The following is a 13683-nucleotide window of genomic DNA, read 5'->3' as shown; positions in this document are numbered from 1 at the left end:
GCGGATGCGGCAATTCGTCGCATAAAGAGAAGACGCATGGAAAAGGCATCGTGCAGACTGGCTGCACGACGCCTCTAAGCGTCCACTTAAGGGACAATTAGATTACGTGCGACGAGCGTGTCCCATCAAGGCACAGCCCACCAGTAAACCGATCAGGAGCAGGGCTGAAGGTTCTGGAACAGCCTGTGCGGTCTGCGGTGCCAGGATGATTTCGTTAGGGAGTTGACTTTGAGCCACGACACCACCGAACGTCAACTCGCGTCCTCCAGCAGTAGTGGAAAATTTGATCGCGGTTGCGGGGCCAAACGCGGTAATCCATTCCGAACCCGCTGGCAGAAAGATGGCGTCGACGACGCCTCCTCCCATGACACTGGCCGTGGATGCGTGGAGCTGGATTCCCTCCACGACGCTACCCGTATAGGGATCCGAGCCAGGGAACATGGGGTCGAAATCAAAGGGCGACAGAAGCATAACACTGCTGGGAATCAACGTGCCGGCGGCAACTTCGTAATTAAAGCCCACGCCCATGCTAGTTCCCACCCCACGGTCGGGGTTATCAGCGGGCGGATCGAAGTACAGACTCGGATCGGGGGTGAAGTAGGCAATCCACTCGATAATACTGCCGTTTTCAATGCCGATTGCCGAAGCAGTTGGGCCAACAGACATGATCGAGGCGTCATCACTGTGCAGGGTGGCGGGCGATGGGCTGCCATACGCTGCGCGCCAGCCATCCAGTTCGCCAGAAGTCCCACCGGCGTCGCTCCATGTCACGTAGTCCATCAAATTGACCGACCCGTCGCCGTTCAAATCCCCGGTGATCGGGGCCGCAATGGCACCCTGCACTATTGCCAGCGCAAGAAGCACCAACGTAGCCTTGAAGCTACTTCTCAAGAAATTCATTAGACCTACCTCGAATAAAGAAGAAAAAATAGCAGAACGCTATCGCCCCTGTTTCGGACGGCGGGATAGACAATCCGCCGTGATCGAAGGTCTTCACCTTACGGTGGTCGTAGAATTACCGTCAAGGATCAAATTCTAAAAATGGTCTAAAAAATTCTGGCTAGGGTAAATCTACTATTGGAGCGATCTGCCAGTTTAAGATTTCGCACGCAGCAGGCCTCGGTCCACTCCGATCACTTATCGTTCCAGTACGTCCACGATGCTGCACGCCTGGATGACGTTAAGACCCAGTTCCTGAGCTCGCTCGACCACCGCGGGATCGTCGCTGCCGGGATTGAGCCATAGTTCGCCGCAGCCCTTCGCGGCGATCTCGTCGAGCACCGTCATGCCAATCGCCGGGGGCAAGTAGACACTGATGCGATCGAGATGCTCGACCGGCACGTCGGCGAGCGATGTGTAGACCGTGAGGCCTTCGATCTCACCCCCCTTGGGGTTTACTGGGTAGACGTCGTAGCCGTTGGCGCGGTGGGCGCGAAGCGATTTGTAGCCGTACTTCGCGGGGTCGGCACTGGCCCCGAGGATGGCGACGGTGGGCTTGGGATTCATACAGCCTCCGAATAAGAATTCGTCGCGGATCCGCGCAGATCATGGCAGATAGCCGCGGATCTAGATCTCCAAGATTGTACCCAATCTCTATCTGATCCGCGCGCTTCCGCCAAAATCCGCGTTCATCGGCGACTGATTCTAAAGCTTAGCCGATCGCCTGAGCCAAGTCATCGCGGAGGTCTTCGAACGCTTCGAGGCCGACGCTCAGGCGGATCATGCCGTCGGTGATGCCGTGCTTCGCACGGTCGGCGGCATCGTAGCTGGCGTGCGACATGCTGGCGGGTTGCTCGATGAGCGACTCGACAGCACCGAGGCTCACGGCGAGGCGGAACAGCTTGGTGGCACCGACCACGCGCTTCGTTTCGTTGAAGTCGCCATCGATGTCGAACGACATCATTGCGCCGAATCCCCCGTCCATCTGGCGCGACGCGAGTTCGTGGCCCGGGTTCGATTTGAGGCCCGGGTAGCGAACTTTGGTGACGCGGGGGTGCGACTCGAGCCATTCGGCGAGCAGCATGGCGGTCTTGCTTTGCTCGCGAACGCGGAGTTCGAGAGTCTTGAGTCCGCGCGAGCAGAGGTAGGACTCGAATGGCGACATGATGCCGCCCGTGGCGTTGGCGACGAAGTAAAGGTCCTTGTAGAGCTGCTCGGTGTTGGCGACCAGCACACCCCCCATGACGTCGCTGTGGCCGCCGATGTACTTGGTGGCCGAGTGCATGACGATGTCGGCACCGAGTTCGATGGGCCGCGTCAGGACGGGGGTGGCGAAGGTGCTGTCGATGCCCAAGAGCGCGCCAGCGTCGTGGGCAATCTTGGCACACGCGGCAATGTCGGTGATCGACATCTGCGGATTGCCGGGCGACTCGATCCACACGAGCTTGGTGTTCCGTTTGATCGCCGCGGCGAACGCCTTGAGGTTCGTCGAGTCGGCGAGCGTGGTTTCGATGCCCGCGCGGTTCGAGATCTTGTGCAGCAGGCGGTAGGTACCGCCATAGATGTCGCTGCCGGCAAGGACGTGGTCGCCACTCTTGAGCATGGCCATCACGCAGCTGGTCGCCGCCATGCCGGTGCCGAACGCCATGGCGCCGTAACCCCCTTCGAGGTGGGCGATGGTCTCTTCGAAGCACGACCGCGTGGGGTTGCCACTCCGCGAGTAATCAAACTCCCGCCACACCCCGGCTTCGTGCTGGACGAACGTGCTGGCGAGGTAAATCGGTGGCACCACCGCGCCCGTTTGAGGACACGGTTCGTTGCCGACATGAATAGCGCGAGTTCTGAATTGCATGCGGCCAGTATGGTAGGCGGCGGGTGGTGCGTCGAGGGCCGGTGGGTGCGGAATCCTCGGGGAATTCTGCGATTGGATGGTTAGTTAGTTGAGGGAATTGGTCGGGATGAGGTTCGGGGGATCTCAGCTCTCCGACACTTTCCCCTCTGGCCCAAACACACACAACCATCCTAAGAGCTGTGGCCACAGAGTCTTTCTTCCTGCCAGAGTCACTTACCCACTGCGGTCCGTTCAGAACTTTCCGCCGGCTGCGAAAGGTGTGGATGTCGCTTGGGCAACGTGATGTAAACACGGCCGGAGAGACGCTGTTGGAGTCGAGTATCTTCTCCAATTCGTGCTACATCGTTGTCGAATTTGGCGGCGAGCGCACGGCGGATTCTCTTGATGTCTTCAGTGGGATCAATGATCATTTTGAGACTCCAGCAATTGTTCGGGAGTACAAAGAACCGCGGGTTCAAATCCGCTCTGGCGGCAGACCAAGGCGATCTGAGCTTGTACGGCAGGGTTGAGGATATGCTTGAAGTTCCACGACACTAGATATTGTACGCCGTGGACGGCAGCCAAGGAAATGTGGAATGCGTCACGGACTTCGGTTGCGGGAACAGCATGATTATCGATGAGCGCTTGCGCTAATACATCGACTTCTTCGGTAGCCGCCAGCAGCGAGATACCCTTAAAGCTTGCAAGCGATCTTTCGCCGCTGCCGGATCTCCATCACCGCATTCGCTTAGGACCAATTCGGATATGAGCAAATCGTAGTGGCTTGCGGCAGTTGACCACCATTCACGACTAATCTGCTGCCGAGATGCGATTCGCTCGTTGGGATGGAGGCGCCCGGTAAGGTGCCCGACAACGGTCGTTTCGATGTAGACGGTATCCATCCGGTTATTTTAATCACTGGACCGACTTGCCGGGATGACGAAACTAGCCCCTCCCTTCACCACCCCTTCACCCCACAAGCATCCTGCGCCCGCTTAAGCACCGCCCGTGCCTTCGCCCGCGCCTTCTCCGCTCCCGCCGCCAGAATCTCCCGCACCATCTCCGGCTTCGCGGCGAATTCGGCGCGGCGGGCGCGGGGTTCTTCCCAGTATCGTTGGGCGGCGTCGGCGAGGGCCGTTTTTACGGTGCCGTAGCCGAAGCCGCCTTTGCGGTACAGTTCCGACATCTCGGCCACTTCGGCCTCGGTGGCTACCAGTTTGTAGAGGTCCATCAGGATGTCGGCGCTCGGGTCTTTCGGATCCTCCATCGGGCGGCTATCGGTTTGGATGCGCATGATGCTTTTGCGCTGCTTCTTTTCCTCGTCGAACACGGCGAGCGTGTTGTTGTAGCTCTTCGACATCTTCTCGCCATCGGTGCCGGGGACCTTGGCCGATTGGTCGAGCACCTTGCCCTTGGGCATCACGAACGTCTCGCCAAAATGATGGTTGAACGAGCCGGCGATGTCGCGGCACACTTCGATGTGCTGCAGCTGATCCTCGCCCACCGGCACCACGTCGGCGTCGTAAGCCAGTATGTCGGCCGCTTGCAGTACGGGATACGTGAAGAGACCCGCATCGGCCTTCAGTCCCTTGGCGATCTTGTCCTTGTAGCTGACGCAGCGCTCCAGCAGCCCCATCGGCGTGCCGGTCATCAATAGCCAGCACAGCTCGCTCACCTCCGGCACATCGCTCTGCACAAACAGCACGGCCTTCTCGGGATTGAGCCCCAGCGCCAGAAGGTCCATCGCCCCATTGAGCGTGTACTCACCCAGCTTCGCCTTGTCGCGCACCGTGTTGAGCGCGTGCAAATTGGCGATGAAGAAATACGACTCGGTCGCCACGTCCTGCAGCTCGATGTACTGCCGAATCGCGCCGAAGTAGTTACCCCAATGGAACGGTCCAGTGGGTTGAATGCCGGAGAGTACACGCATGACGGGGAGGGGGCTTGGGGCTTGGGGCTGGAGGCTAGTGGCTAGGGGTAGTTAGGCGGAATTAGCCCCGGCATTTATGCCGGGGTGGTGGTTTTTTATTGAACGATTTAGCGAAGGGAAACTGTGGGAGGGGTCTCCGACCCCGATGCCTTACAATATCGCGTACAGCCTGTGGGGGTGTTCTTCCACCCGGCCTAAATGCCGGGCCTAAGGATGTGCTACTTGGTCAGTGTTCCCACCACCTCACTCACCGAACTCGCCCCCAACTCCGCCAGTGCCCCCGGCAGTGCTTCGAGCACTTCCATAGACGCCCGCGGGTTGTAGAAGTTCACGGTGCCGAGTTGGACGGCGGTGGCTCCGGCGACCATGAACTCCATGACGTCGTCGATCGTGGCGATGCCGCCGATGCCGATGATGGGGGTGTCGGTCACTTGGCGAGCCTGGTAGACGCAGCGGAGGGCGATGGGTTTGATCGCGGGGCCGCTAAGGCCACCCATGACGTTGCCCAAGAGCGGCCGACGGCGTCGCCAGTCGATCGCCATGCCGAGGCAAGTGTTGATGAGCGAGAGGGCGTCGGCACCGCCGGCGGACGCCGCCTTAGCCATGTCGGCAATACGGGTGACGTTGGGGGTGAGCTTCGCCAGGATCGGCGTGCTGGTCGACTCGCGGCAGCGGCGCACGAGGTCTTCGCACATCGCGGGGTCGGTGCCGAAGTCGACGCCGCCGGAAACGTTAGGGCAGGAGATGTTGAGCTCGACCGCCGCCACGCCCGGCACGCCATCCAGCTGCTGGGCGAGTTCCACGAACTCATCGGCGCTGCGGCCAGCCACGCTCACGATGATCGGGACGCCCAGCGACGCCAGGTAGGGCATCAGCTTCTCGAGGAACGAATCAATGCCGTCGTTGTCGAGGCCAATGGAGTTAAGCATCCCGGCGGCCGTCTCGATGGTCCGCCAGGGGGCGTTGCCGGGGCGAGGTTGCTGGGTGATGGTCTTGGGGAGTATGCCTCCCAGCAGGCCCAAGTCCACCAGTCCTTGCATCTCGCGTGCGTAGCCGAACGTGCCCGAGGCCACCAGAATGGGGTTCGGCAGCCGCAGACGGCCAAGCGATACGGAGAGATCCACGAGTGCGGTTTACCTACGAGGGGATCGCGAGTTGGAGAGGTGACGTGCGCAATGTACCGCGCGTGCCACTGCTCGGCGAGCGGCCTCAGGCAAACCGCCGGCAGCGAACGAGGTCGCTCGCTGCCGGTTGCGGACTGCTATGGGCTAGATCACACCGCCGTGCGTGATGAACGGCTTCATGTGGCTCGGTTGGTCGAGGAACCAGATTCGCTCCCACTCGCTCATGATCGAGCTGAGGTCTTCAGACGTGTAAATCATCTGACGGACCCGGCGAGCAGGGTCGCCCGAGTACAGCGGAATCAGGCACCCGACATTGGCCGTAAGGACGCAGGCAATAATGCCCGACAACCACCATCTTTGAAAACGGCACTTACGCATGGGATTGGTACTCCTCCTTGAGTAACCACTGGCTTCGGGGCTAATGCCACTCGGCGCTGGGAGACGAGATCGTGTAGTTTGCCGCGGGTATTCGCGATAAGTGTTGTGTGGCCAACGACTTGCGGGGTCGAGGCCTAAAGTCCGTAGTTTCCGTCCATCCTTGGCGGAAGTTCGTGACTGGGATAAGTGCTTATTCGTAACTCGTTGGCTCGCTTCGAGTTGTTGCCGGAGGCGAGCCCGTTTGTTCGTGGTGAGTCGTGTGGTCGTGGTGAGCCGAGCCGTTCATCGCCGCCGCTTCGGCCCGCTCGCGGGCTTCGCGTTCCTCGTTCGCTCGTCGTTCGAGCTCCCGCACTCGTGCTTCCATCTCCTTGCCAGGCTTGAAGGTTACGACGAATTTCTCCGGTACAGAAACCTTTTCACCCGTGCGAGGATTACGAGCCTTGCGAGCTGCACGCCGCTTCACTTCGAACACTCCGAAATTGCGGAGCTCGATGCGGTGATCTTCGACCAACGTTTCGACAATGGCGTCGAACGTCTTTTGGACGATCTCCTTCGTCTTGAGCTGTGTCAGCCCAATCTCGTCCGAGATGGTCTTTACGATCTCTTTTTTGGTCACGACAGAGTTTCCCGTCCGAAGAGCAGTTGGGACCCCGAAATGGGTCCGATTGGCGACGTGCTGTCTTGCTCCAAGTGTAATTGTAGCAAGCACTAGAGTCAAGATTGACACACGGCGGATGCTCGTCCTGGTACGGTGCTCGGTCGCGATCTGTTCGGTTAATCCGCACCTTGCGGACCACCCTCCGAATCGCACTTAAACCCAAATTGTCAAAGAACTTACGCCATCCACTGGGCCCTTGTATTGGCCCCGTTTTCGCCAGATTCGTCGCAACTCTAGAAATAATAAGGAGTTGCGAGTCACACTGGTTCCAGCGGTCCCGTCACGCCATCGCGCGACGGTGTGGACTCACAGGTATCTATCGGACCACCCGGCGGAGTACTTCACCTAATCGGCAAAGTTTCTGAAATTGATACAACCGTCCCAAGGTGCGGCGTGCCGCGTACAAGATCCAGGCTCGGGGACGACCCGGCTCACTGCAACTCCGCGCGAGCCGGGCCGTCCTCGGCCCCGGACAGACTCACTAGCTAGCGACCGCAGCCTTCCCAGATCAGACCTCAGACCTTGATCTTAGCCCGCTCGGCTTCGATGTGCTCGATGTCGTGCAGCTTCCCCTTGCCAGCACCGGGGCAGGACTCGCACATCTCGGCCCATGCTTGGGGGGACTTCAGATTCGAGTCCCAGAAGGGCCAGGTGCGGCACTGGCGGGGGCGGGCGTTATAGACCTCGCACTTGCGGCTTTTGCTATCAAAGAACACGCAGTCGCCGCTGGAGAACTCGACCAGGCTCTTCCGCACCCCCACCGACCGGACGAATTTGTGCTCGAAGTCGTCGACCTCCATGTCGAGCTCGGCCGCTAGCAGGGCGATGTCCTGCTTGTTTACCCACACGTACCCCGGTGCCCCCGTGCAGCAATCGCCACACCCGGTGCACTTAAAGCGAAGCCCATCGGCGTACCAGAGTTTGGAGTTCTTTTTAGCTGGCATGGTTCTATTACGTTAAGGCGAGCGGGGCCCGTCAGGGCCGTGGTCGTCCGGAAGTTGGGTGAGTAAGTGAGTAAGTGAGTAAGTGAGTAAGTGAGTAAGTGAGTAAGTGAGTAAGTGAGTAAGTGAGTAAGTGAGTAAGTTTGCGCCACTTGTCATCCTGAGGGAGCCTAGGCGACTGAAGGATCTCGCCTGCTCGCACGCTAGGGTTGACTCTTTCCCTCAACCCCCAATTTGATACATGGCTCGTTGAGGCCTCAGGAACGTCTGATCGTCGATGCCGTGGCCCGGTTTCTTCTTCTGGATCGAATCGCGTACGAGCTGTTCGAGCTCCTCGTCGCTAGCACCGCCGCGGAGCAAACTTCGGGCGTCGGACTCCGTGGTGCTGAACAGGCAATTTCGGACTTGGCCCTCGGCGGTCAAGCGTAGCCGATCGCAAGCGCCGCAGAAAGGCTCGCTCACCGGATTGATGAAGCCCACGCGACCGCGGCCATCGACGAACTCGTAATCCACGGCTGGCTGACTCGACTCGCTTCGCTCGACGGGCACGAGCGGGCCGAGCTCGCGCTCGATGGTCTCGCGAATCACTTCGCCGGCGAGCACTTGATCGTGCTGCCACGCACCATCGGCGTCGAGCGGCATGTATTCGATGAACCGCATCACCAGTCCGCGGGACGTTGCGAACACGACGAGCGGCACGATCTCGTCCTCGGTCTCGCCACGAATCGCCAAGGCGTTGAGGCGGACATTTTCAAAGCCCGCGGCGATCGCGGCGTCGATTCCTTCGAGCACCTGATCGAAACCGCTGCGGCGTGCAATGCGCTCGAACTTCGTCGCGTCGAGCGTATCGAGGCTGATGTTCAAACGATCGAGCCCGGCCCGCTTCAGGCCATCGGCTTGCTGGCCGAGCAGCATGCCGTTGGTGGTCAGTGCGATTTCCTCAACGCCGTCGATGTCCCGAAGCATCGCGACCAGCGTGGAGAGCTCCGTACGCACCAAGGGTTCGCCCCCGGTGAGCCGAATCCGCGACACACCCATCGCCGCGACAACACGAACGAAGCGGCTGATTTCCTCAAACGACAAGATGTCCGCCCGCGGCAAGAACCGCACGCCCTCAGCCGGCATGCAGTAGAAGCAGCGAATGTTGCACCGATCCGTCACACTCAACCTAAGGCTGGTGTGCACACGGCCGAACGTGTCGACTAGTGGCGTTCGAGTTGGAAGGGGACGGGGCACTGAGCTCGATGGCTGGGGGCAAGGTAGAGAACTAAAAGTAGCTAATGACTTTTCTCAGAAATTCTTTTTGTCCATCGGTGAAACAAACGGCTTGATCTTCAATGCATTCGTCATGGACGTGTCGACTGAGATTATCGACGCACGCCGCCAATAATTCAAATACGCCGCTTTCGTCGTAAATGTCGCCACCACTGACAGTGTCCGTCGTGCGAAGAAACGCTAAGAGCTCGTCGTACGAGGTGATATTCATCGTCATATTTTACCTGTTCGACGGGCGATTAATTCAAGTGATCGTCCACCGATGCAAGACCAATCGCGAAGCCCCGCCATGGTTTAGGCCCCCGGATGCACCCATTCTGTCTCGCCACTCTCATAACGCTCCTGTTTCCAAATTGGTACATCGCGTTTCAGGGTGTCGATCAACCACTCGGCCGACTCGAACGCATCGCGGCGGTGGGGGCTGCTCGTGATGACGGCCACGCTCGCCTCGCTCACCGGCACTTCGCCCAGTCGATGGACCAGCACGCATTCTACCAGCGGCCAGCGCTCACGAGCAGCCGCTTCGAGCTCCGCGAGTTTCGCCTCGGCCATCTCGCGATACGCTTCATACGCCAACCGCTCGGTACGCTTGTCTCCGGTCACGGCACGCGTGATCCCCACAAACGCCACCACCGCCCCCGCCGCCGGCTGGCAAGCGAGGTCGATGAGAGGTTGCAGTTCGATGGGTTGTTCGGTGAGACGGATCACAGGAGGTAGTCGTTGTCGGGTTAGGGAAAACGCGAGGCGTGCCGCAGGTTCCGTGAAGGCGTTCAACGCGACGTGGATGCCCCATTAGATCAGGTTAGTGGTTGCTTTCTATGGCGTACCTGCAATTTTGTCCCAGAGTTTATGAAACTCAGCTGTTACCCGTCGGCCCCGCATCGGAATGTGTCTGTTCCACAGGGACTCAGTCAGTTAGAACGGTAGGCTAAAGGAGTTACTGGGCTTAAGCATGACTCTTACCTCGGGGGTCCCCTTTGACAAGATCGATACTGCGGCTAGGCGTGATTGCGGCCATCACGGCGGTGCTGTTCTTGCTGATTGTGTGCGGCCCGACCGTCTATCAGAGCTTCCGCGAGGCCAGACGGCGCAATGATGTCATGGAAAACAATCGTCAAATCCTCCGAGCGCTCGAAGAGTACAACGCCAAGCATCCTAAGCCTATCAGTGAGAGGCCGATCGATGCGCCACTCCAAGTCATGACTGGAAACGATTCAGCTGTTCGAGCGCAAGGCGTCCGTCGTCTTCGGACCGCGGGCGATTGGCGCGCCACTTGGGCCGAGCATCGAGCGAACACTGGCGACTCGAGCGATCCCAAGCTCGAGATCGATTTCAGCATTCAAGAGGTAGTCGCCATCTTTGGCGGTGCATCGACGAACACGTCGGGTTACTGGGTCGAGACCGAGCAGGCTTCCCAGGACGAAATTGAGATCCGCGTTAACCCCGACCGATATCAGACATCGGGCGTGCAGGGCGATGTAGATTCAGCCACTCCATTTGTGTTTATTGTCTTGCCCAAGAGCGGTTCGCGTCTTGTTGTGCTAGAAAACACACAGACGTACCTCGGCATGCCACCCGAGTGGACACCGCTGGCCAAGCTACCCGCGATAGAGAATTCAGAATGATTCGCAGGATTAAGCATATCTACACAGAGTTCGGTGCCGGGGCATTGTGGCGGATTGCGTTGCTGGTTGCCGGGCTCATTGGATTCTCGCTGGCTGGAATCTTGGTATTCGGTACGTTTCGCGAACTGCTAGTCGCGATTATTAGCGTGCTCATCGGATTTGCGTTACGCCGACAGATCACCGATTTGATGATTTCAACACCTCGCTGCATTCATGGCGTGCTCACTGTGTACTTCCTCGTGTTGATTGGTTGCTGGATTACCGGCCAGTCACTCCAGACGGAGCTGACGGTTATCAATCTCGCGACCGCGGTGGTGTTCAATCTTCAGTTCTGGGCGCTCTCCAATCCCGCCATCCGCAAGTACGAAGACGAGCCTTTCGTTTGGCGAGGCTAAAATCCAGATGGCGGGGTAGTTCCTGAAGATGCCGGTGAATTGGCTGCTATCGCTGCGATGCTTCGCTGCCCGATTTGCTCCCAAATCCACTCCGAAAGGTTCCAACGTCGACGCTGCGGCGGATCTAAGAAAAATTCCAGGTGCCGTGTAGAATCTCACCGCGTCCGTTCGGTTATAGGCTAGAAGGCCCAATTGGTCGTAACCTCAACCTGAATGCTCAAGAGAACTCACATGGCTACCAAGAACAAACCAGTCGAACTTCATCGGGTCCTGCGAGCCAAAGCGGCCAGCGTGTACAAGGCGTTTGTCGATCCCGATGCGCTCGCTCGCTGGCTTCCACCGTACGGCTACCTGGGCAAGGTGCACGAGATGGACGCCCGGGTGGGTGGCGGATACCGGATGTCGTTTACGGAATTCAGTTCGGGGCAGACCCACACGTTTACCGCCGACTTCACCGAGCTTGTTCCGGGCGAGAAGATCTGTCGCTCCGAGCGATTTGACGATCCGAACCTCCCCGGCGAAATGCAGGTGACCATCACGCTGCGGGAGTTCGAGTGCGGTACCGACCTGCGGATCACTCAGGCCGGCATTCCGGATGCCATTCCTGCCGATTCGTGCTACCTCGGCTGGCAAGAGTCGCTGCTTCAGCTCGCGAAACTCGTCGAGACGCAGCCTCACGGGGCTGCGTGACGCGTGCAAACCGGCGGCGAGTGCTTGGTGGTCGGCGGCTGCTTATAATGTCGTTCTGCCGCAACGATTTCCCCCGAGCCACCACCATGCCCGCACGCCTTCTCTGCTTCACGCTCCTGCTGATAGCCTTTTCGCCGTGCTTGGCTGAAAGTCCCATCCCCGTTCAGGTGGAACGATCAACCGCCGGCGCGAAGCTCACGCGCGGCGGTGAACCCTACGCCCTCCACGGCGCGGGAGGTCAAACCGAGCTCGATCTGCTCAAGTCGCTCGGCGGCAACTCCATCCGCACCTGGGGAGCCGACAACCTGGGGCCACTGCTGGACCAGGCGCACGCACGCGGAATGACGGTGTGCGTTGGCATGTGGTTGGGTCACGAGCGGAGCGGGTTCGACTATTCGAACGAAGCGGCAGTCGTCGCGCAGCTCGAAGTGTGCCTCGAAGTTGTCCAGAAGTACAAGTCGCACCCGGCCGTCTTGCTGTGGGGCATCGGCAACGAAATAGAGGGCGAAGGCACCAACCCCGCCGTGTGGTACGCGGTCGAGCACATTGCGCGGGAGATCAAGCGAATCGATCCCGGCCATCCGACGATGACCGTCATCGCCGAGCTGGGCGATCACAAGGTGGAGAGTCTCCATCGCTTCTGCCCCAGCATCGACATTGTGGGCATCAACTCCTACGGTGGCATCGCGACCGTCGCCGAGCGTTATCGTAAAGCCGGCGGCACGAAGCCTTACATCGTCACCGAGTTCGGAGCGCGCGGGCCGTGGGAGAGCGAGAAGACGGAGTGGGGCGCGCCGATCGAACCCACCAGCACCGCGAAGGCCGAGCACTACGCCGAGGGATACCGCCGCGCGGTGGCCGGGGACTCACTTTGTTTGGGGAGTTACGCGTTCTTGTGGGGTCACAAGCAGGAGACCACGGCCACATGGTTTGGCATGCTGCTGCCCGATGGATCGCGACTCGCGGCTGCCGACACCATGAGCGAGTTCTGGACCGGTAAGCCCGTGGCCAATCGATGTCCTGAAATTGTCTCCCTCGATATGCCCGGCGCCGGCAAGGTGAAGCCTGGCGCCAAATTGATTGCAACGGCGGTCGTTGAGGACCCGGAGCAGGACCCACTCAAGTTCGATTGGATCCTGCGGAGCGATCGCGTCGTGGTCGCCAATGGCAACGACGCCCAGTCCGCTGAGTCGGAACTCGCGAACACGGTGGTTGCGAACGGCGAATCGGCCGAAGTGACCATGCCCAGCGGAGGGGGCGGTTACCGGCTGTTCCTGTACGTTCGCGATGGGCAGGGCGGCGCGGCGGTGGCGAACGTGCCGCTGTACGTCGACGCGCCGATCGAGAAGGTCGCCGCGACGAAGCCGAAACTGCCGCTCGTGGTCTATAGCGACGACATGACGTTCGAACCCTACGCGGCGAGTGGCTACATGGGCAACCACGGGGCGATCAAGCAGCAGCTCGATTGCGAGGAGAATCCTCACGCTGGCGCCACTTGCCTGCGTGCCGAGTACACGGCGGGGGACCAGTGGGGCGGAGTCGTGTGGCAGTCGCCACCGAGCGACTGGCAAGGCGAGCAGCCCGGCGGCTACGATCTCTCAGCCGCTTCGGCACTGGAGTTCTGGGCTCGTGGCGCGAAGGGGGGCGAGCGCGTGACCTTCCTCTGCGGCCTCAACACCACCGACGGCGCGTACCACGACTCGGGGAAGACCGAACTCGCGAACTTCGAACTCACCACCGAGTGGCAGCTGTACCGCATTCCGCTAGAAAGCCTCGACCGCACCCGCCTCAAGAACGGCTTCGGTTGGACGACCGCAGGGCAGGGGGGGGAAGTGGTGTTTTATTTGGATGATGTGCGGTTTGTGGAGTAGGAGTTTGGGGAACTACCGAAATCCGG

15 protein-coding genes are annotated in these 13683 nt (G+C 59.8%); 4 read left to right on the top strand and 11 right to left on the bottom strand.

Features of this window, described 5'->3' with window-relative positions; all coding sequences use genetic code 11:
* Positions 1 to 102 precede the first annotated feature (102 nt).
* The 11 genes from SH292x_RS13175 to SH292x_RS13125 all read right to left on the bottom strand — a co-directional run bounded on the left by SH292x_RS13175 (position 103) and on the right by SH292x_RS13125 (position 9784).
* A complete protein-coding gene (locus tag SH292x_RS13175; protein WP_442481470.1) occupies positions 103 to 900 on the bottom strand; it encodes a PEP-CTERM sorting domain-containing protein in 798 nt (265 codons plus the stop codon).
* Between the two features lie 237 nt (positions 901 to 1137).
* On the bottom strand, positions 1138 to 1506 hold the full coding sequence (locus SH292x_RS13170; protein ID WP_442481469.1) for a CoA-binding protein: 369 nt from the start codon (positions 1504 to 1506) through the stop codon (positions 1138 to 1140).
* Positions 1507 to 1651: 145 nt separating this feature from the next.
* Entirely contained in the window at positions 1652 to 2791 is a 1140-nt protein-coding gene (locus SH292x_RS13165) for a trans-sulfuration enzyme family protein (RefSeq protein ID WP_442481468.1), read from the bottom strand.
* A gap of 937 nt (positions 2792 to 3728) precedes the next feature.
* Positions 3729 to 4700: a tryptophan--tRNA ligase gene (trpS, locus tag SH292x_RS13160; protein WP_442481467.1), complete on the bottom strand. Its 972-nt coding sequence runs from the start codon at positions 4698 to 4700 to the stop codon at positions 3729 to 3731.
* A 218-nt stretch (positions 4701 to 4918) separates the two neighbouring features.
* Positions 4919 to 5824 carry a dihydroorotate dehydrogenase gene (locus SH292x_RS13155; RefSeq protein WP_442481466.1) on the bottom strand — a complete coding sequence of 302 codons (906 nt, stop codon included), beginning with the start codon at positions 5822 to 5824 and terminating at the stop codon, positions 4919 to 4921.
* A 144-nt stretch (positions 5825 to 5968) separates the two neighbouring features.
* Positions 5969 to 6202: a hypothetical protein gene (locus SH292x_RS13150; protein ID WP_442481465.1), complete on the bottom strand. Its 234-nt coding sequence runs from the start codon at positions 6200 to 6202 to the stop codon at positions 5969 to 5971.
* Positions 6203 to 6392: 190 nt separating this feature from the next.
* A complete protein-coding gene (locus tag SH292x_RS13145; protein ID WP_442481464.1) occupies positions 6393 to 6818 on the bottom strand; it encodes an HU family DNA-binding protein in 426 nt (141 codons plus the stop codon).
* A gap of 557 nt (positions 6819 to 7375) precedes the next feature.
* The gene (locus SH292x_RS13140; RefSeq protein ID WP_442481463.1) at positions 7376 to 7804 is read right to left on the bottom strand and encodes a YkgJ family cysteine cluster protein; all 429 of its coding nucleotides are present in this window, start codon (positions 7802 to 7804) and stop codon (positions 7376 to 7378) included.
* Between the two features lie 219 nt (positions 7805 to 8023).
* Positions 8024 to 9037, bottom strand: a complete 1014-nt coding sequence (gene moaA / locus SH292x_RS13135; RefSeq protein WP_442481462.1) for a GTP 3',8-cyclase MoaA — start codon at positions 9035 to 9037, stop codon at positions 8024 to 8026.
* A 31-nt stretch (positions 9038 to 9068) separates the two neighbouring features.
* The gene (locus SH292x_RS13130) at positions 9069 to 9287 is read right to left on the bottom strand and encodes a hypothetical protein (RefSeq protein ID WP_442481461.1); all 219 of its coding nucleotides are present in this window, start codon (positions 9285 to 9287) and stop codon (positions 9069 to 9071) included.
* 83 nt (positions 9288 to 9370) lie between these two features.
* Positions 9371 to 9784, bottom strand: coding sequence for a molybdenum cofactor biosynthesis protein MoaE (locus SH292x_RS13125; protein WP_442481460.1), 414 nt, complete (start codon positions 9782 to 9784; stop codon positions 9371 to 9373).
* Positions 9785 to 10053: 269 nt separating this feature from the next.
* Here SH292x_RS13125 and SH292x_RS13120 point away from each other — a divergent pair, with 269 nt between their 5' ends.
* The 4 genes from SH292x_RS13120 (at position 10054) to SH292x_RS13105 (ending at position 13657) form a co-directional block, all read left to right on the top strand.
* Entirely contained in the window at positions 10054 to 10701 is a 648-nt protein-coding gene (locus SH292x_RS13120) for a hypothetical protein (RefSeq protein WP_442481459.1), read from the top strand.
* Positions 10698 to 11096 carry a hypothetical protein gene (locus SH292x_RS13115; RefSeq protein WP_442481458.1) on the top strand — a complete coding sequence of 133 codons (399 nt, stop codon included), beginning with the start codon at positions 10698 to 10700 and terminating at the stop codon, positions 11094 to 11096. The genes SH292x_RS13120 and SH292x_RS13115 overlap by 4 nt, the downstream gene beginning before the upstream one ends.
* Positions 11097 to 11327: 231 nt before the next feature.
* Positions 11328 to 11786, top strand: coding sequence for an SRPBCC family protein (locus SH292x_RS13110; protein ID WP_442481457.1), 459 nt, complete (start codon positions 11328 to 11330; stop codon positions 11784 to 11786).
* Positions 11787 to 11872: 86 nt separating this feature from the next.
* Positions 11873 to 13657 carry a glycoside hydrolase family 2 TIM barrel-domain containing protein gene (locus SH292x_RS13105; protein WP_442481456.1) on the top strand — a complete coding sequence of 595 codons (1785 nt, stop codon included), beginning with the start codon at positions 11873 to 11875 and terminating at the stop codon, positions 13655 to 13657.
* Positions 13658 to 13683 lie beyond the last annotated feature (26 nt).

This window comes from Aeoliella fuhlenseeensis (assembly GCF_052161615.1).
GTDB lineage: Bacteria > Planctomycetota > Planctomycetia > Pirellulales > Lacipirellulaceae > Aeoliella.
Note: the sequence above shows the minus strand (reverse complement) of the source record. Positions and strands in the feature narration are given on the sequence as shown.